The sequence below is a fragment of the Pseudomonas sp. PA-5-4B genome, assembly GCF_021606215.1.
Classification (GTDB): Bacteria; Pseudomonadota; Gammaproteobacteria; order Pseudomonadales; family Pseudomonadaceae; genus Aquipseudomonas; species Aquipseudomonas edaphica.
This window is the reverse complement of the sequence record NZ_WKDB01000019.1, coordinates 13,886-29,564: the sequence shown is the minus strand read 5'-3', so window position 1 is coordinate 29,564 and position 15,679 is coordinate 13,886. Positions and strand designations below refer to the sequence as shown.

Sequence of the window (15,679 nt, the reverse complement as noted above, 5' to 3'; positions counted from 1 at the left end):
CTGCCTGTGTTGATCTCAACCCAATGTACGACGTCGCAACAGCTTCCTGAAGGTCATGCCCCTTGCCAGGGTTACTTGGGCAGCCGGCATAAGTGCCACGGGTTGCGGTGCAGCAGCTTGGTTGAGTGGGCCAGGGACAGGCAGGTGCGTGAGTTTCTCAACGCCGGCGGCTCGGGGCCACCTCCGAGGTGGCGGGGTGAGGAGCGCATCCTGCGCCGTTGGCCGACGTGCCGTATTGGCGGTGTGATCGCCAGCGTGTTTGTCTTCCATCCGTGGTGATGGCTTGTCCGTAACCGCCAGGCGCGAGGCCGACGCATTACCGGGCACGAACACGCCGGCAACGATGCACAGCGACAGCATCAAGGTGGGCAAATGCTTCTTACGGGGATGCATGACAGGGCTCTCCAACCGGGATTCAGTTGGCGAGGTTACGGGCGATGGGATGGCTTGGCTGTCACAGGCTGTAACAGCGCTTTAAAGAGGGCGCAACGGCAGTATCAGGCTCATGCGTGCGCCGCCCAGCGGGCTGCGGGTTACCGACAACTCACCGTGATGCCACTGGGTTGCGCGCTTGGCCAGCGCCAGGCCGAGGCCGAAGCCACTGGGTTCGTCGCCGCCCATGGCAAGCCGCACAAAAGGCTCGAAAATCTTTTCACGGTTCTCCGCCAATATACCGGGGCCATCATCGTCGACATGCAGCACCAAGTGCTGCTCACCCTGATAGGTGGCGCTCACGCACACTCGATCACGTGCATAGGTGATGGCGTTGCTCAAGAGGTTGCGCACGATCAAGTGCAGCAGGGCACGGTCGCCGATCAGTTCAAGCTGTGCAGGCTCGGTTTCCAGGCTTAATTGACGGTGGTGCCCATCCAGTAAGGCGAACTCCTGGTGCAGCCAATCACGCAGGTTGATGGGTTCGTGCTGCAAATCGGTCGGCGCGCCGGCCATTCGCGCAAAGGCCAAGCTGGCGCGAACCAGGGCTTCGAGTTCTTCGACATCGGTTTGCAAGCGCTCCTGAAGGCGTGCGCGGGTCGGCGGGTCTTCGCTCTTGCTCAGCAACGTAAGGGCGAAACGCATGCGCGCCAGCGGTGTGCGCAGTTCGTGGGAGACGGCTTGAGAGACTTCGCGATGGCGTTCGCTCATGGCGCTGATGTCCCGCGCATGCTGTTGCAAAGTCAGCAGCAACGGCGTCCATTCCTTGCCCAGGGCGGGCAGCATCACGTTTGGCGTGCGTGCCAGCGTGCCCAGGCACGTGTTGAGTGTGGCCAGGTCTTTGTTATGCCGTCGGTACGCACGCAAACCGAGGCCGAGCAACAGCAAAACCGGCAAGCCGGCGACGCAGGCGGTCATCCAGAAAATCGGAAATTTCAGCAGGTCCTTGACCTCGGCACTGCCCCACATAGGGCCGAATCGGATCACGGTTTCGTCGTCCAGCGGGAAGTAGCTGATGTCTTCGTCGCTGTTCAGTGCTGGCTGCTGGTGTTCGAGCATGACCATGGCTTCGGGCGGCAATTCGACGTCGTCATAGGGGATCAGCTCTACCGGGTACTGGAAGTGCGCGCGCAGGATGTCCATGCGCGCTTCACGTTTCTCGGCAGGCAAGCCTTTGAGCTGCTCGGCCACCAAATAGCCTGGGCCGGCCATCAAACGCAAAAAACTGTCCTCGCCGACAAACACCGAGGCGTTGGTGCACAGCCACAACAGATAAAGGGTCAAGCTCGTCCAGCCCGCGCCCGCCACGGCCACCATCCAGGGGCGCAGTTTAAACATGCTGGGCCGCCTGGGGGATTTCGACAAACAGGTAGCCTTGGGCCGTGATGGTCTGGATGGTCACCGGGCAGGCCAGGGTCATCAGCTTTTTGCGCAGGCGCGACACACGCATATCAATGGAGCGGTTAAGCCCGTCGTATTCCAGGCCGCGTAAGCTTTGCAGGAGTTTCTCGCGGGTCAGTAACACGCCGCTATGGCGGGCGAAAATCGCCAGCAGTTCGAACTCGGCCACCGAGAATTGCAATGGCGTACCGTCGAGCCAGGCGAAATGGCTATTAAGGTCCAACCGAAACGCACCCCACTGATAAGACGCATTGGGCGCCTGGCGGTGACGACGCAGCAACGAGCGCACCCTGGCCAGCAACAGCAGCGGGTCGACGGGTTTGACCACGTAGTCGTCGGCGCCCACGTCGAATCCGGTTAATTGCTCGGCGTTTTCATCCAGCGCGGTCATCATCAGGATCAGCCCGGGGTAGCTGTCGCGAATCTGGCGGCACAGGGTAAAACCGTCGATGCCCGGCAACATGACATCGAGGATCAACAGTGCCGGTTTTTCATCAAGAATGCGCTGTGCGGCGCGATCACCACGGTGCTCCACGGCGACGGTAAAACCCTCCGCGCGCAGGAACTCGGCCGTCAGCGCGGCCAATGGGCGGTCATCTTCAATCAGCAACAGGGAGTCGGACATGCAAAGGCGCCATCGCCGGAGGATGGCGCAAGTGTCACGCCCTTGCCCTGTGGTAGGCAAGGGCCAGAGCGCAGCTGTCAGCGTACGCTGATTGTGGGGGGCACTTCCTTCGGCCCCTTCCAGCTCAGCAATTGTTGGGTGTAGCCATAGCTGGCCGCTTGGTAGTAGGTGATTGCGCGTTGGATCAACGGATCATCACTGCCTACACGCAGCTCCTGGCTTTCACCCAGGGCTTGATCGTGGCGACGCAGGCCCTGGCGTGGGCTTAGAATGGCCAGGTCCTTGCCGTCAAACAGCCCCAGATACTGGTAGTTGCCGACCACCACGCGCGGTGGCAACGGGTTGTCCTGCAACAGGTTGCGGCCGAAAAAGGTCGACTCGTAGCTCAGGTTGATCAGGCCCAGCAAGGTCGGCGCAAGGTCGATCTGGCTGGCCAGTTGTGCGCTTTCCCGGGCTTCGATCAGTTTGGGGGCATAGATGAACAGCGGGATCTGGTAGTTGGTGATCGGCAAGTCTTCCTTGCCTGCACTGCCGGCGGTGTGGTCGGCGACGAACACGAAAATCGTGTTATCGAACCAGGGTTTCTGGCGTGCCGCGTCGAGGAACTCGCCAATAGCGTGGTCGGTGTATTTGACGGCGCCGTCACGGCCTTTACCGGACTTGATATCAATGCGCCCGTCCGGGTAGGTGTAGGGACGGTGGTTGGACGTGGTCATCAGTTGCAGCAGGAAAGGCTGCTGCTTGGCGTAGTCGGCATCCGCGAGTTTCAGGGTTTGCCGGTAGAGGTCTTCATCAGCCATGCCCCACGCGTTCTTAAACGAAATTTCCGCTTCCGGCACACTGCTCTGGTCGACGACCCGATAACCGTTGCCGCTGAAAAACGCGTTCATATTGTCGAAGTAACCGCGCCCGCCGTAGACGAACACGCTGTCGTAACCGACGGCACCGAGTTGTTGGCCAAGGCTTGCGAAACCGCTTTCACGGCCAATGCGCTTGACGATCGAGCGGCCGGGCGTGGGTGGAATCGCCAAGGTGATCGCTTCCAGCCCACGGTCAGTGCGGGTGCCGGTGGCATAGAAGTTATTGAAGTACAGGCTTTGTTTACGCAGCGCATCGAGGTTGGGCGTCAGGTTGTTCTCATCGCCATTGCTGCCCATGTATTTGGCGCTGAAGCTTTCGATGGTCACCAGCACGATGTTGGGTTTACGCAATGTGCCTGGGTTGTCGATAGTGCGGCGGATATCCAGCGGGTCTGTGCCGATAAAGTGCGCATTGGGTTCACTGAGTTCTGCGCGCAACTGTTTGGCGACAACTTCGGTTGGCAGGCTTTTGTAGAACTGCGTGTAATCGAGTTCGTTATTGCGAAAGGCGGCAAAAAATTGGTAGGGGCCGTTGCTCGCCAATTCGTTCATGTAGGCATTGCCGCCTTGGGCACGCGGACTGTTCTGGCTGATCAATTGCACACTCAGACCGGCAGCTACCAACAGGCACAGGGCATTCAGCAAGCGGCCGCGCATGGCTGGGAGCGGGGCGTTCATCGCCGCATTGAACGGCTTGCGCAGGGCAAGGCTCACGACTATCGCCAGCATCGCCAACAAACTGAGCAGCTTGCCGATCGGGTAGGACTCCAGCAGGTTGTTCAATACCTCCTTGGAATACACCAGGTAGTCGACGGCAATAAAATTGAAGCGCACACCGAATTCATCCCAGAACAACCATTCAGCGACCGCAGTGAACAGCATGGCGAACACGCTTGCGGTGAGCACCGCTTGCAGGAACCAGCGATGGCCGCGGCGGCGCCACAACGCGGGCGGGCACAGCAGCAGGTACAGGCCCAGCGGCAAGGCGGCATACACCAGGAAGCTCAGGTCATAGAGCAAACCCACGCCAAACACCGGCAGCAAATTGCCACCGACTTCATCCAGATGGGTGATCAGCAGCACGCTGCGGGTCAGCAGGAAAATCACCAGCCAGGTGGCGGTGACGAGCAGCAGAAAGCGCATAGGCGCTGTTTTGAAAAACCCCATGTCCATATTCCTTATATCGATGGGCGCGATGTTCGACCTGACACTGTAATCAGTTTGTGAAGCTATAGTGAAAAACTTGTTGGAATATGTAATTGGTTGAAAACCTTTATCGACGTGACCTCAAGGTCTATCCCTGAGCCACACTTGGCCTTAAGCTGCGCGAGCCAACAAGGCCGTTACCGCGTACGGAGACACCGCCCATGCGAATTCTATTGGTTGAAGACAACCGCGATATTCTGGCCAACCTGGCCGATTACCTGGGGCTAAAAGGCTACACCGTGGACTGCGCGCAGGACGGTTTGTCGGGCCTGCACCTGGCCGCCACCGAGCATTACGACCTGATCGTGCTCGACATCATGTTGCCCGGTATCGATGGCTACACGCTGTGCAAACGTCTGCGTGAAGACGCCCGCCGCGACACGCCGGTGATCATGCTCACCGCCCGCGACCAATTGGATGACCGGCTGCAGGGCTTCAAGTCCGGCGCCGATGACTACCTGCTCAAACCCTTTGCCTTGTCCGAGCTGGCCGCGCGCATCGAAGCCGTTTTGCGCCGTGCCCAGGGCGGCGGGCGCCGTGCCCTGCAAGTCGGTGACTTGAGCTACGACCTTGATACCCTGGAAGTCACCCGCGAAGGGCGCCTGCTCAAGCTCAACCCGGTGGGCCTGAAACTGCTCGCCGTGTTGATGCAAAAAAGCCCGCACGTACTGCGCCGCGAAATCCTCGAAGAAGCCCTGTGGGGCGATGATTGCCCGGACAGCGACAGTCTGCGCAGCCACGTTCACCAATTGCGTCAGGTGATCGATAAGCCGTTCGCCAAGCCGTTGCTGCAAACGGTACACGGTGTGGGTTATCGCCTGGCCGAGGGCCGTGATGGAGTTTAAGCAAAGCCTTGCCCAGCGGATCATCATCGCCTTTGCCTTGATGAGTGCGTTGGTGGCGGGGGCCTTCGCCATGGGCATCATTGCGACCGTGCACCTGGTGGAAGAAAAACTGATTTCGGCCGGCCTGGGCGGCGACCTGCAGCGCCTGTTGCTGATGGACAGTGTCGAGGACTGGAGCCACCGGCCCGAGCCCGACCAGCTGTTTTACTTCAGCGGCGGCCCTGGGGATTTCGAGCTGCCCAAAGACCTTCGGCACCTGGAGCCGGGCTTTCACGAAGTATTCCGCGAATCGCTGTCGTACCACGCCATGGTTGAAGTGGTGGATGGCCGACGGTATGTGTTGCTGCAAGACCAAAGCGATTTCGAAGAGCGCGAGCGCGTGCTGTTTGCCGTGGTGCTGGTGGGCTTTGTGCTCAGCCTCGCACTGGCGGTTTTCCTTGGTTGGGTGCTGGCCCGCAAGGTGATGGCGCCGGTGGTGCGTCTGGCCCGCCAGGTGCGCCATCGTGACCAATTGCTTGGCTTGGCGCCGCCGCTGGCGCCGGACTACGCCGCCGATGAAGTCGGCGAGTTGGCCGTGGCTTTCGACGCCACCCTGGGCCGCCTGCGCGCGGCCTTGTCCCGTGAGCAGCTGTTCACCAGCGATGTCAGCCACGAACTGCGCACGCCGTTGATGGTACTGGCCAGTTCCTGCGAGTTGCTGTTGGAAAACCCGGCTATTGACCCGCGTGGCCGCAACCAAGTGCTGCGAATCGCCCGTGCGTGCGAAGAAATGCGCGAGCTGGTGCAAACCTTCCTCATGCTGGCGCGTGCCAAACACGATGATGCCGCCATGTCGCCGCAGGTCAACGTCACGCAGGTGGCGGAGGACTTACTCGGCATCTGGCGAGGGCCTATCGAGCAAAAGGGCCTTGAGTTGATCTATAACCCGGGCAATCCCCTGGATACCCGCTACAACACCACCTTCTTGCACGCCGTGATGGGCAACTTGCTGCGCAACGCGTTGCACTACACCGAGCAGGGCTTTATCCGCCTCACGCTGGAACCGAGCGGCTTTATCGTCGAAGACTCTGGGGTGGGCATTCCCGAGGACAAGCGTGAAGCGATGTTCGAGCCCTTTGTGCGCGGCAGCGAGAAGCGCGGAGAAGGCCTCGGCCTGGGCTTGTCGCTGGTGCAACGCATCTGCGAGAGCCAGGGCTGGAGCGTCAGCCTGAGTACTATGGAGCCCAATGGCTGCCGTTTCCATGTCGAGTTGAGCCAGGTCAAACCCTGAGTACTTTCCCTGCCGCTATCCTGCGGCAGATACCCCGCTTTTCGGCGAAGATGGCCCCATGCCACTGCTTGTATCTGTAAAGTCTTGAAATGTATGGGGTTGGACAGGACAAGTTTTTCACAACGGGTTGACCTGTTGATCACAGTTTGCTGCTTAAGGTTGTAAGCATCAGCTACTGGAGATCCGTTGATGTCTACCCCAATCAAGCTCGATTTTTCCGAAAAGTACGACGATCAGCACGCGCAGAATTATTTGCTCAAGCATCAGGACAATCTGGCTCGCCGGCTGTCCCACAAACGCGACGAGCAATTGGCGCGCGGTGCGTTGGCCCTGGCGGGTGAGCCGGGCCTGGTGCTGGACCTGCCTTGCGGTGCCGGGCGGTTCTGGCCATTGTTGGCGGAGAAGCCCAACCGTGTGATTATCGGCGCTGACAATTCGGAGTCGATGTTGAAAGTTGCCACCGTCGCCCAGCCGGCGGAGGTGGTGAAGCGGGTACGGCCTTTGCAAACGTCTGCCTTTGATATCGATTTGCCCGATAACTCGGTCGACAGTATTTTTTGCATGCGCTTGATGCACCACATTGGTGATCCGGCGCACAGGCTGGCAATACTGAAAGAATTTCAGCGGGTTACCCGCGACAGCGTGATTATTTCGTTGTGGGTGGATGGCAATTTCAAGGCGTGGAAACGCAAGCGCGCCGAAGCCAAGCGTCGCAAGAAAGGTGAGCAGGAAGGTTACCAAAACCGGTTTGTGTTACCGGCTGCTACTGTCGAGGCAGAATTTGAGCAGGCCGGTTTCCGGGTCCAGGAATCCCTGGACTTCATGCCGCTCTACGCCATGTGGCGAGTCTATGTATTGCGTAAGAGGTAACAGGATGGCAGTTGAGTGCGTATCAGGCAGTCACGTAGCTCCCGAAGAACGATTTGATTTTTTCTGGCGTCAGCAGGGCGAGTGGGTCGAGGAACCCAACCGCCGACGCGGTGGTGAAAGCGGTGTGCAGCGGGTGGTCAGCCCAAATGGCCGCTTGCTCTACAGCAAGCGTCAGACCGGTCATATCTACCGCAGTTGGCTTCACCCGTTCGGACGCCCGACCGTGTTGCGCGAACGTGACGCCCTCAAAGGCCTGCGTTCGCTGGATGTCCGCGTACCGGAACTGGTGTTTTGCGGCGCACGCCGTGACCCCGAGCACCAATGGAAAGCCTTGTTGGTCACGGCGTCCCTGGACGGTTTCGACGAGATCGAAAACTGGTACGCCGCCGGCGGCCGTGAGCAGTACGGCGAGTTGCTCCATGAGCGCATGCTCAAGGAATTGGCGGGCACCCTGGCGCGCATGCACAAGGGCCGCTGGCAACATGGTTGCCTGTACATCAAGCACATTTTTGTACGAGTGACCGGCGAAGGCGACTCGGCCAACGTGGAAGTGGCGCTGCTGGATTTTGAAAAGTGCCGCCAGCGGTTGACTGCTTATCGGGCCGCTTCCCATGACATGCTGCAACTGCGTCGCCATTCGTCGTGGAACAGTACCGACTGGGAAAAACTCAGCTACTTTTACGAGACGGCGTTTGGCAGCGCTATCAAGGGCTTAACTAGATGAAGCTAGAAATAGCACGAGGTGTGTTCCTGGTCGGCGCGTTGGGCATTGCAGCCCTGGCGCTGGCTGTGTGGGAACAACCTCGCACACAGGTGCTCAGTGCGGCGCAGGGTAGCGGGCAATGCCTGCTGCCACGTGTTGCCAAGACGAGTGTGGCGGCCAAGCCGGATCATGACTTGCTGTTGTTCATGTTCGGGATGTCCCAAGGGATGAGGCCGCAGAGTTGAAAGATTCCACACCCCCGACAAAAGGGCCTTGCGATGCGAGGCCCTTTTTTTTTCTCAAATTATCAGGTGCAAGTGGTTGTCCCAAAGCCCCGAGGGCAGCTCCAGCGGCTTGGCCACCAACTGCGGCTGGCGGCAATCGTAGAAGCGACAACGGCCCTGGCCTGAGGTGACGACAAAGCCATCCGTCACCGCACCTACACCGGCACAGTCGGGCAACGGCCCGTCCAGGCGCAGCGCACCGCTGTCCATGTCCCAGATAAAAAACCTGTTACCCCGCGGCGCTGTGAGTGCGACCAGACGCAGTTCGCTGTGCACGGCGACGCTGGCGGTGTAATGCCCCATGGCTTGCAGTTGCTCATCGGCCACCGGGAACGCCACGAACGGCTGCCCTGGGCGCTTGATCGCGAGCAACTCGGAGCGCTCCTGGGACGGCCCCATGAACTGCTGCCCGGTGAGGATTGTGCCATCGCTGGCAATCCCCATATGCCGCACGCTGTTCATCTGTTGGTCCAGGGTTTCCTTGCTGATCAGGCTGCCGTCGCGGTGCATCAGCACCAGGCTCGGTTCCATGGCGTTGAGGTTCATCTCCACACGACTTTCGGCTTCGGTGCGAATGCCGCCGTTGGCCACCACCAGGGTTTCGCCGTCGGGCATCCATGACACTTGATGCGGGCCGATGCCATGGGTGGAGATTTCGCCACTGTGCACCAGCCGCTCGCCCTCGAACCTGTACACACCGAGCAGGCCACGGCCGGGGTCGGAGGTGTCGTTCTCGGTGGCGTACAGCCAGTCGCCGCTGTTGTGGATCACCGCGTGGCCATAGAAATGGCGATTGGCATTGGAGGTGATGGTTTGCAGCAGCGTGCCAGTACGCAGGTCGATCAGGTAACTCTCGGTGCCCGGGCGACGGGCGACGAACAGCGCAATCGGCAGTATCGGGTGGTTGATGATGTCATGGCAGCGCTGGCCGACCTGGGTGGCAAACACTTGCGTGCCGTCCAGGCGAAAACCCACGGCATAGTGCTTGCCGTCCGCATCATCGCGTGCCGACAGCAGCAGCGGTGCCTGCTTCTTTTGTTTGAACAGCGTCCAGCCACCCAAAGTGAGTGCACTGAGCAGCACACTGCCAACCGCCAAAGCCTGTCGCCTGAGCATCATCAGTCACCGTCGTTGGCGTTAAAGCCCAGTTGAATGCCCAGCGCCTTGGCCAAATCACCTTCGTGCAGGCGGTGGACCACGTTGAGGCTGTCATAGATGTCATTGAGCTGTTGGCGCCCGGCATCGTCGGCCAGCAATTCGTTGAGCGTGCGCTGGTTGCTGGCGAACAGCTTGAGCGAGGCTGCATAAGCGGCGTCGATCTTGTCGGCCAATGGCTTCTGCTCGGACGGCAGCAGGCCGCGCAGGCCCTTGTTGTCGACGCCGACCCACACGGTCTGCGCCGCCGCCAGGCTGGCTTGCAGGCTTTGCAGGGACGACTGGCTGCGCCAGGCATCGGCCTGGAAGGGTTGCGGGATGCCCTTGGTCTGGCGGCCCATCGGCGTGCCGAGTTTTTTCTTCAAGGTATCCAGTGCGGTGACTTGCACGCGCAGCAGGTCAGCGATGGCTTCGTGGGAATCGGCGTAGCGCTGGTTCGGGAACTTGGTCATCTGCGCGAGCATGCCATCGGTGCTGTTCCAGCTTGCCAGGATCTCTTCGGCCAGGGTTTTCTGACGCTCACCAATGGCCACCAGCAGTGGGCAGTAACGGGCTTTCTGGGCTTCGTCGGCGACGTCGGTCTTGGCGTCGTAGAGGATGTATTCGTAGGCCGACAGGCCTTGCACCACCACGCTGGACTTGGCCAGGGCGGCGCCGTCGATCTGCGGCTGGGCGCTGACCAGTTGTTCGACTTGTCGGCCCACAAGGTTTTTCTTGTCCGGCCAGAACTGCACTTGCCACGAACGGTTGCCCTCGGCCAGCGGGCCGATCAGCAGCGGCTGCAGCTCAGCCCAGGCTTTTTGCGCATGCAGGAAGTCGGCGCGGGCGGTCTCCAGGCTTTCCTTGCCCTGGCAGTAGGCGAGGGCGCTGACGGCCAGTTGGCGGTCGGCTTCAACCCAGCGGCTGTAGGTGGGCAGGATCACTTGCTTGGCGATGGCCGCCGAGGTCACCGCCTGCGGGTCCTGGGGCGAGCAGGCGCCGAGGGCGAGGGCGGCAAGGCTGGTGAATAGCAACTTGGGACGGAACATGTCGAGCTCCCTACTGTAATTGTGGCAATGCTTATAAAGAGTTCAGGAACGCCAGCAACGCAGCACGCTGCTCGGCATTAAAGGACAACACATGTTGCTGCGCCGCTTGCGCTTCGCCGCCATGCCAAAGCACGGCTTCGAGCAGGTTACGGGCGCGGCCGTCATGCAAAAACTGGGTATGACCACTTACGGCCTGCGTCAGGCCAATGCCCCACAACGGCGGCGTGCGCCAGTCGCGGCCGCCGGCCTTGAACTCGCTGCGGTGGTCGGCCAGGCCTTCGCCCATGTCGTGTAACAACAGGTCGCTGTAAGGGCGAATCACCTGGTTGGCCAATTCAGGCTCGACGGCCGTGGCCGCCGTGGTGAACGTCGGCTTATGGCAACCCTGGCAACCGGCCTGGTAGAACAGGTTTTTGCCGGCGAGCACCTGCGGCGTGTTGACGCCACGGCGCGCCGGTACGGCGAGGTTGCGGGTGTAGAACAGCACCAGGCGCAGGATGTTATCGCTGACTTCCGGCTCGCCCTCGGGGCCATTGCCATTGGGCGCCTGTTTGCAGGCGACTTGGGCGGCGGTGCAGTCATCAAAGGGTCTCAGGGACGTGGTGAGGCCCATATCACCAGAAAACGCGTGAACATTTTGTTGATTGAGGTTGGGTTGCCCGGCTTTCCAGCCAAAGCGCCCGAGTACGGTTTGGTGCTGCGCGTCATCCCAGACCCAATTGGCGCGACCAATGAGGGCTTCCTTGTCGGCGGTTTTTGCGTCGGTGTTGCGCAAGATGTCGGCATCGCTGATGGCTTCGAGCAGGCCCAGTCCGATCATCGGTGGCGCAATCCGCGCCGAGAAAAGTGTTTCGGCGTGCATCGGGCCGTAGCCCAGCTGGGTGATTTGCAGATTTGGCTTGCGCAACTCGACCACGCTGCCGTCCTTGAAGGTCACGTTGACGGGCGTGTAGTCGACCCGCACTTTGCCTTCAGGCGCCACGCCTGGCACGGCCATGTCCTGCAGTTGCCCACCGTAGACCGGCTCGGGCACCACGCCGATCTGCTCGATGAGCCGGGCATCGGCGGGCGCAGGCGGGATCGACAGGCGCACCAGCATCGACACCGCATTCGGTGCGTCGGGCAGCGGCGGATGGCCACGGCCGTCCTTGATATGGCAGTTCTGGCAAGCATTGGTGTTGAACAACGGGCCTAGACCGTCACGCGCGGTGGTGGTGGACGGCGCAATCACCCAGGGGCTGCGAAAGAAGCTGTTGCCGACGCTGAAATCCAGGCGACGGGTGGGCGCCAGGTTGGCCGAAGGCAGGGAAAACGCGTTCTGGTCGCGCTTGTTCACCGTCGTCGCGCCGCCCGCTCGTGATTCACCCGGCTCTGCCTTGGTAAACCTGGGGGCGTCGTCGCAGGCGGTCAGGCTCAAGGCCATCAATGCTGCGCACAGACGAAGAGGCGAACGGACCATCGGGTTTCCTGCGACTAAGGCGAAAAAGAGGGTCGCAAAGTCTAACAGGGCAGGGCGGATTGAATAAGAGCAATTATCGTTTGGTGGTATTTGATTCATTCCCGCTAGAATGACCGCACATTTTTTCTGGAGGTGGCCAATGCAGGCTCTCGACGCTTTGCTCAACCGTGTTTCCGTGCCGCGTTTGCTGGAGCCGGCGCCGACCCAGGAGCAGCGCGATGTGCTGTTCGCCGCCGCCATGCGCGCGCCCGACCATGGTCAACTGCGCCCATGGCGCTTTCTCACCGTAGAAGGTGCCGCCCGTGAGCAGATGGGCACGCTGCTGGCCGAAGCCGCACGCCTGCAGGACGCCGACGCACCGCAAGCCGCTATCGACAAGGCCCAGAACGGCCCGCTGCGTGCGCCGTTGGTGGTGGTGGTGATTGCGCGTCTGCAAGAGCACTTTAAGGTGCCTAAATCCGAGCAACTGCTGGCGGCTGCGTGTGCGGCACACGGTATTTTGCTGGCGGCTTATGCGCAGGGGATCGGGGCGGTGTGGCGCACCGGTGAGTTGTCGTACTCGGCCCATGTGGCCAAAGGCTTGGGGCTGACGGCGGATGAGGAAGTGATTGGCTTCCTCTATTTGGGCACGCCGCAGAACCCGCCGCGTACAGCGGCTAAAGAAGATTTAGCGGCGTTTGTTCAGGCCTGGACTGGCGTCTAATTGTGGGAGCTGGCTTGCCTGCGATAATGGCCTGTCAGTCATGGATGTACTGACTGACCCACCGCCATCGCAGGCAAGCCAGCTCCCACAGGGGATCTTCATTGTTTTGAAGATCGGGTTTATACCTTGAACTGATCCATCAACTTCATCTGCTGGGTTGCCAGCGCATTCAGTTGGCTGCTGATGGCCGCTGACTCGGTGGCCTGGCCGGTGAGGGTTTCGGTCACGGTGCGGATCGCCGAAACGTTGCGGTTGACCTCTTCGGCCACGGCGCTCTGTTGTTCGGCGGCGCTGGCGATCTGCAGGTTCATGTCGCTGATCACTGTTACCGCGTCACTGATCTTGCCCAGCGCCTGCACCGCTTGATGGATCTGCCCGGCATTGCTCTGGGCCTGGTGCTGGCTGGAATGCATGGTCGCCACCACGCCACGGGTGCCGCTCTGGATGCGCTCGATCACCAGGCGAATTTCTTCTACCGAGTCCTGGGTGCGCTTGGCCAGGTTGCGCACCTCGTCGGCCACCACCGCAAACCCGCGCCCGCTTTCTCCGGCGCGTGCCGCTTCGATGGCGGCGTTCAGGGCCAGCAGGTTGGTTTGCTCGGCAATGCTGCGGATCACTTCGAGCACCGAACCAATCTGCTCGCTGTTGACCGCCAACGCTTCCACTTCGGTCACGGCCTTGCTGACCTCTTCGGCCAGGGTAGTGATGTCGCGGGTGCTCTGCTCGATGATCGACATGCCGTCGCGCGCCGATTGGTCCGCGCCACGGGCGGCGCTGGCAGCGTTGGAGGCGCTGTTGGCCACATCATGGGCGGTGGCGCTCATTTCATTGGAGGCAGTGGCCACCTGATCGATTTCGCGGAACTGCACTTGCATGCCTTCGCTGGTCTGGCGGGCAATGGCTGAGGACTGGTCCGCCGTGCCACGCGCTTCAGTGATGCTCTGCTTGATCTGTGCAATGGTCGGTTGCAGCTTGTCGAGGAAGCGGTTGAACCAGTTTGCCAACTCGCCCAGTTCGTCCTTCTTGGCGTAGGCCAGGCGCTGCGTGAGGTCGCCTTCGCCGCTGGCGATGTTCTTGAGCATCGCCGCAACGGTGTTGATCGGGCGGGTCACGCCGGTGGCGGTCAGCCAGATCAGCAGCAGGCCGAGCAGGGCCGCGGCGGCGCCGACCAGCAAGGCTTTGAGCGTGCCCGAGGCTTGGGCTTTGTCGAGCACGTCTTGCAGTTTCAAGGTGTCGGCCAGCATCACGTTCTTGGGCAGTTTGATCACAACGCCCCAGGCCTTGGCGTCGGCAATCGGCTTGACCGGGTACACGGCGCGGATCGTGTCATCTTGCTCACGGATCGTGCGTGTATCGTTGGCCAGCAGTTGCACGATTTCCTTGCCTTCCGCGCCGATGGTGTCGATCAGGTTTTTGCCGACTTTGTCCGGCTGGCCGCTGTAGGCCGCAATCAAACCGGTGCTGGACAGAATCTCCAGGTGCGCCGCGCCGTCGAACAGTTCTTTTTGCGCCGCGTCCGTCATCGCCTGCAGCGTATTGAGCGCCAGGTCGATACCGACCACACCAATGACTTTGCCGTCTACGATCAGCGGCAGCGAAATAGTGGTCATCAGCACCTGCTTGCCGGCCACTTCATCGGAATACGGGTCGAGCAGGCACACCGTACGCGTGTCTCGTGGGCAGGTGTACCAGATGTTGTAGGGCGTGCCGCTGAGGTTGAGGGTCGTTTTGGTCAGGTCATCCTCGACCATCACGGTGTTCAGGCCTTCGCCGCCAGCGCGGCTCCAGTAGCTGGAGAAACGGCCTTTTTCATTGGAGACGCGGGTTTTGTCGTTGACGAAGTCGCTGTCTTTGCCATCCAGGCCATTGGGTTCGAATGACAGCCAGATGCCCAGTACCTTGCTGTTGCGCTCAAAGGCGGTTTTGACACTCTGGTTGAGCTCTTCTCGCAATGCGCCGGGCTCCAGCGCTCGTTTGTTGGCGAGGGCACGCAGGTCTTTGACGTGATCGGCCAGCGCGGTGACCACCACGAGGTTTTCGCCAAAGGTTTTCTGTAACTGCACTGCTTGTTCGGCGGCCTTGGCTTGCAGCAGGTGTTGAACGCTTTGGGTGAGCATTCGCGAGCTTGAATCGCTGATCAAATGGTCATTCTGACCGGTCTCGTACAGGTTGATACTGATGATCAGCGCTATCACCCCCAGCAGACAAAGGCCGGACAACAGCACGATTTTCAAGCGGATGGAGAGGGTGTCGAACATAGGTTCACTCGCGATTGGACTCGTTGAAAGGCAAGCAGGGCGAGCCAAGTCCATTCGGCGCTATGTCCGGAACATCGGCGTAACGGGATGTTTCATGAGGGAAAGGCGATGAGCGGTAGGAAAAGCACTACGCGCCGCGTTATACGGGGGCTGCAAGCCGTTCCGGGCGTGACCAGATCCACAGGTTGCCCAGGCTCATGCCGGCAATCGCCAGGTAGATCGGCCAGCCGTGATCGAGCATCACCAACATCAACACGGCGCACAGCAGCATGCTCACGGTGGCGCTGACTTTGGCGCGGCGCGCGATGATCTTGCCATTGCGCCAGTTGAACAGAATCGGTCCGAACAGCCGGTGGTTTTCCAGCCAGGCGCTCAGGCGCGGCGAGCTTTTAGTCGCCGCCCAGGCGGCCAGCAGGATGAATTCGGTGGTGGGCAAACCCGGTATGACAATCGCCACCAACCCAATGCCCAGGCTGACGTAGGCCAGCAGGCCGAAGAGCAGCTGGGCGATTTTTGAGGTGGATTGGGTTTTGCCGGTCATGCTGAAGTTTATCTGTTGAGGGGTTACACATTATTCGAA

The 15,679-nt window shown here is 60.6% G+C and carries 15 protein-coding genes; 6 read left to right on the top strand and 9 right to left on the bottom strand.

The features are described from left to right. Window positions 1–15 precede the first annotated feature (15 nt). The 4 genes from GIW28_RS11715 to GIW28_RS11700 form a co-directional block, all read right to left on the bottom strand. The gene (locus GIW28_RS11715; RefSeq protein WP_138454142.1) at window positions 16–393 is read right to left on the bottom strand and encodes a hypothetical protein; all 378 of its coding nucleotides are present in this window, start codon (window positions 391–393) and stop codon (window positions 16–18) included. An 81-nt stretch (window positions 394–474) separates the two neighbouring features. After that, window positions 475–1,770: a sensor histidine kinase gene (locus GIW28_RS11710; RefSeq protein WP_017139750.1), complete on the bottom strand. Its 1,296-nt coding sequence runs from the start codon at window positions 1,768–1,770 to the stop codon at window positions 475–477. Continuing rightward, window positions 1,763–2,458 carry a response regulator transcription factor gene (locus GIW28_RS11705; protein ID WP_017139751.1) on the bottom strand — a complete coding sequence of 232 codons (696 nt, stop codon included), beginning with the start codon at window positions 2,456–2,458 and terminating at the stop codon, window positions 1,763–1,765. Before GIW28_RS11705 ends, GIW28_RS11710 begins: the two co-directional genes overlap by 8 nt. A 77-nt stretch (window positions 2,459–2,535) precedes the next feature. Next, window positions 2,536–4,485: an LTA synthase family protein gene (locus GIW28_RS11700; protein WP_236446499.1), complete on the bottom strand. Its 1,950-nt coding sequence runs from the start codon at window positions 4,483–4,485 to the stop codon at window positions 2,536–2,538. 200 nt (window positions 4,486–4,685) lie between these two features. Between GIW28_RS11700 and colR the strand changes: the two genes are divergently transcribed. The 5 genes from colR (at window position 4,686) to GIW28_RS11675 (ending at window position 8,457) form a co-directional block, all read left to right on the top strand. Continuing rightward, on the top strand, window positions 4,686–5,369 hold the full coding sequence (gene colR, locus GIW28_RS11695) for a two-component system response regulator ColR (RefSeq protein ID WP_003175870.1): 684 nt from the start codon (window positions 4,686–4,688) through the stop codon (window positions 5,367–5,369). After that, window positions 5,359–6,639 (top strand): sensor histidine kinase, encoded by a 1,281-nt coding sequence (locus tag GIW28_RS11690; protein ID WP_017139753.1) that lies wholly within the window; start codon window positions 5,359–5,361, stop codon window positions 6,637–6,639. The genes colR and GIW28_RS11690 overlap by 11 nt, the downstream gene beginning before the upstream one ends. A 189-nt stretch (window positions 6,640–6,828) precedes the next feature. After that, entirely contained in the window at window positions 6,829–7,509 is a 681-nt protein-coding gene (locus GIW28_RS11685) for a class I SAM-dependent methyltransferase (RefSeq protein WP_017139754.1), read from the top strand. A 4-nt stretch (window positions 7,510–7,513) separates the two neighbouring features. Beyond that, window positions 7,514–8,233 (top strand): lipopolysaccharide kinase InaA family protein, encoded by a 720-nt coding sequence (locus tag GIW28_RS11680; protein ID WP_017139755.1) that lies wholly within the window; start codon window positions 7,514–7,516, stop codon window positions 8,231–8,233. After that, window positions 8,230–8,457, top strand: a complete 228-nt coding sequence (locus tag GIW28_RS11675) for a hypothetical protein (protein WP_017139756.1) — start codon at window positions 8,230–8,232, stop codon at window positions 8,455–8,457. Before GIW28_RS11680 ends, GIW28_RS11675 begins: the two co-directional genes overlap by 4 nt. 54 nt (window positions 8,458–8,511) lie before the next feature. Here GIW28_RS11675 and GIW28_RS11670 read toward each other — a convergent pair whose 3' ends face one another. The 3 genes from GIW28_RS11670 to GIW28_RS11660 are packed head-to-tail and all read right to left on the bottom strand — an operon-like array spanning window position 8,512 to window position 12,138. Then, a complete protein-coding gene (locus tag GIW28_RS11670; protein ID WP_099549365.1) occupies window positions 8,512–9,612 on the bottom strand; it encodes a DUF1513 domain-containing protein in 1,101 nt (366 codons plus the stop codon). 2 nt (window positions 9,613–9,614) lie between these two features. Beyond that, window positions 9,615–10,679 (bottom strand): imelysin family protein, encoded by a 1,065-nt coding sequence (locus GIW28_RS11665; RefSeq protein ID WP_017139758.1) that lies wholly within the window; start codon window positions 10,677–10,679, stop codon window positions 9,615–9,617. A 31-nt stretch (window positions 10,680–10,710) separates the two neighbouring features. Next, window positions 10,711–12,138, bottom strand: coding sequence for a di-heme oxidoreductase family protein (locus tag GIW28_RS11660; RefSeq protein ID WP_099549366.1), 1,428 nt, complete (start codon window positions 12,136–12,138; stop codon window positions 10,711–10,713). 139 nt (window positions 12,139–12,277) lie between these two features. Here GIW28_RS11660 and GIW28_RS11655 point away from each other — a divergent pair, with 139 nt between their 5' ends. After that, entirely contained in the window at window positions 12,278–12,841 is a 564-nt protein-coding gene (locus GIW28_RS11655; RefSeq protein WP_017139760.1) for an NAD(P)H nitroreductase, read from the top strand. 119 nt (window positions 12,842–12,960) lie between these two features. Here the strand turns inward: GIW28_RS11655 and GIW28_RS11650 are convergent, their stop codons facing one another. After that, a complete protein-coding gene (locus GIW28_RS11650) occupies window positions 12,961–15,099 on the bottom strand; it encodes a methyl-accepting chemotaxis protein (RefSeq protein ID WP_236446501.1) in 2,139 nt (712 codons plus the stop codon). Between the two features lie 139 nt (window positions 15,100–15,238). Further along, a complete protein-coding gene (locus GIW28_RS11645) occupies window positions 15,239–15,640 on the bottom strand; it encodes a YbaN family protein (protein ID WP_017139762.1) in 402 nt (133 codons plus the stop codon). Window positions 15,641–15,679: the final 39 nt, after the last annotated feature.

What these genes read in the sequence shown, in the direction of transcription:
- GIW28_RS11715 (WP_138454142.1), bottom strand. Translation starts at nt 393, where the DNA reads ATGCATCCCCGTAAGAAGCATTTGCCCACCTTGATGCTGTCGCTGTGC.
- GIW28_RS11710 (WP_017139750.1), bottom strand. Translation starts at nt 1,770, where the DNA reads ATGTTTAAACTGCGCCCCTGGATGGTGGCCGTGGCGGGCGCGGGCTGG.
- GIW28_RS11705 (WP_017139751.1), bottom strand. Translation starts at nt 2,458, where the DNA reads ATGTCCGACTCCCTGTTGCTGATTGAAGATGACCGCCCATTGGCCGCG.
- GIW28_RS11700 (WP_236446499.1), bottom strand. Translation starts at nt 4,485, where the DNA reads ATGGGGTTTTTCAAAACAGCGCCTATGCGCTTTCTGCTGCTCGTCACC.
- colR (WP_003175870.1), top strand. Translation starts at nt 4,686, where the DNA reads ATGCGAATTCTATTGGTTGAAGACAACCGCGATATTCTGGCCAACCTG.
- GIW28_RS11690 (WP_017139753.1), top strand. Translation starts at nt 5,359, where the DNA reads ATGGAGTTTAAGCAAAGCCTTGCCCAGCGGATCATCATCGCCTTTGCC.
- GIW28_RS11685 (WP_017139754.1), top strand. Translation starts at nt 6,829, where the DNA reads ATGTCTACCCCAATCAAGCTCGATTTTTCCGAAAAGTACGACGATCAG.
- GIW28_RS11680 (WP_017139755.1), top strand. Translation starts at nt 7,514, where the DNA reads ATGGCAGTTGAGTGCGTATCAGGCAGTCACGTAGCTCCCGAAGAACGA.
- GIW28_RS11675 (WP_017139756.1), top strand. Translation starts at nt 8,230, where the DNA reads ATGAAGCTAGAAATAGCACGAGGTGTGTTCCTGGTCGGCGCGTTGGGC.
- GIW28_RS11670 (WP_099549365.1), bottom strand. Translation starts at nt 9,612, where the DNA reads ATGCTCAGGCGACAGGCTTTGGCGGTTGGCAGTGTGCTGCTCAGTGCA.
- GIW28_RS11665 (WP_017139758.1), bottom strand. Translation starts at nt 10,679, where the DNA reads ATGTTCCGTCCCAAGTTGCTATTCACCAGCCTTGCCGCCCTCGCCCTC.
- GIW28_RS11660 (WP_099549366.1), bottom strand. Translation starts at nt 12,138, where the DNA reads ATGGTCCGTTCGCCTCTTCGTCTGTGCGCAGCATTGATGGCCTTGAGC.
- GIW28_RS11655 (WP_017139760.1), top strand. Translation starts at nt 12,278, where the DNA reads ATGCAGGCTCTCGACGCTTTGCTCAACCGTGTTTCCGTGCCGCGTTTG.
- GIW28_RS11650 (WP_236446501.1), bottom strand. Translation starts at nt 15,099, where the DNA reads ATGTTCGACACCCTCTCCATCCGCTTGAAAATCGTGCTGTTGTCCGGC.
- GIW28_RS11645 (WP_017139762.1), bottom strand. Translation starts at nt 15,640, where the DNA reads ATGACCGGCAAAACCCAATCCACCTCAAAAATCGCCCAGCTGCTCTTC.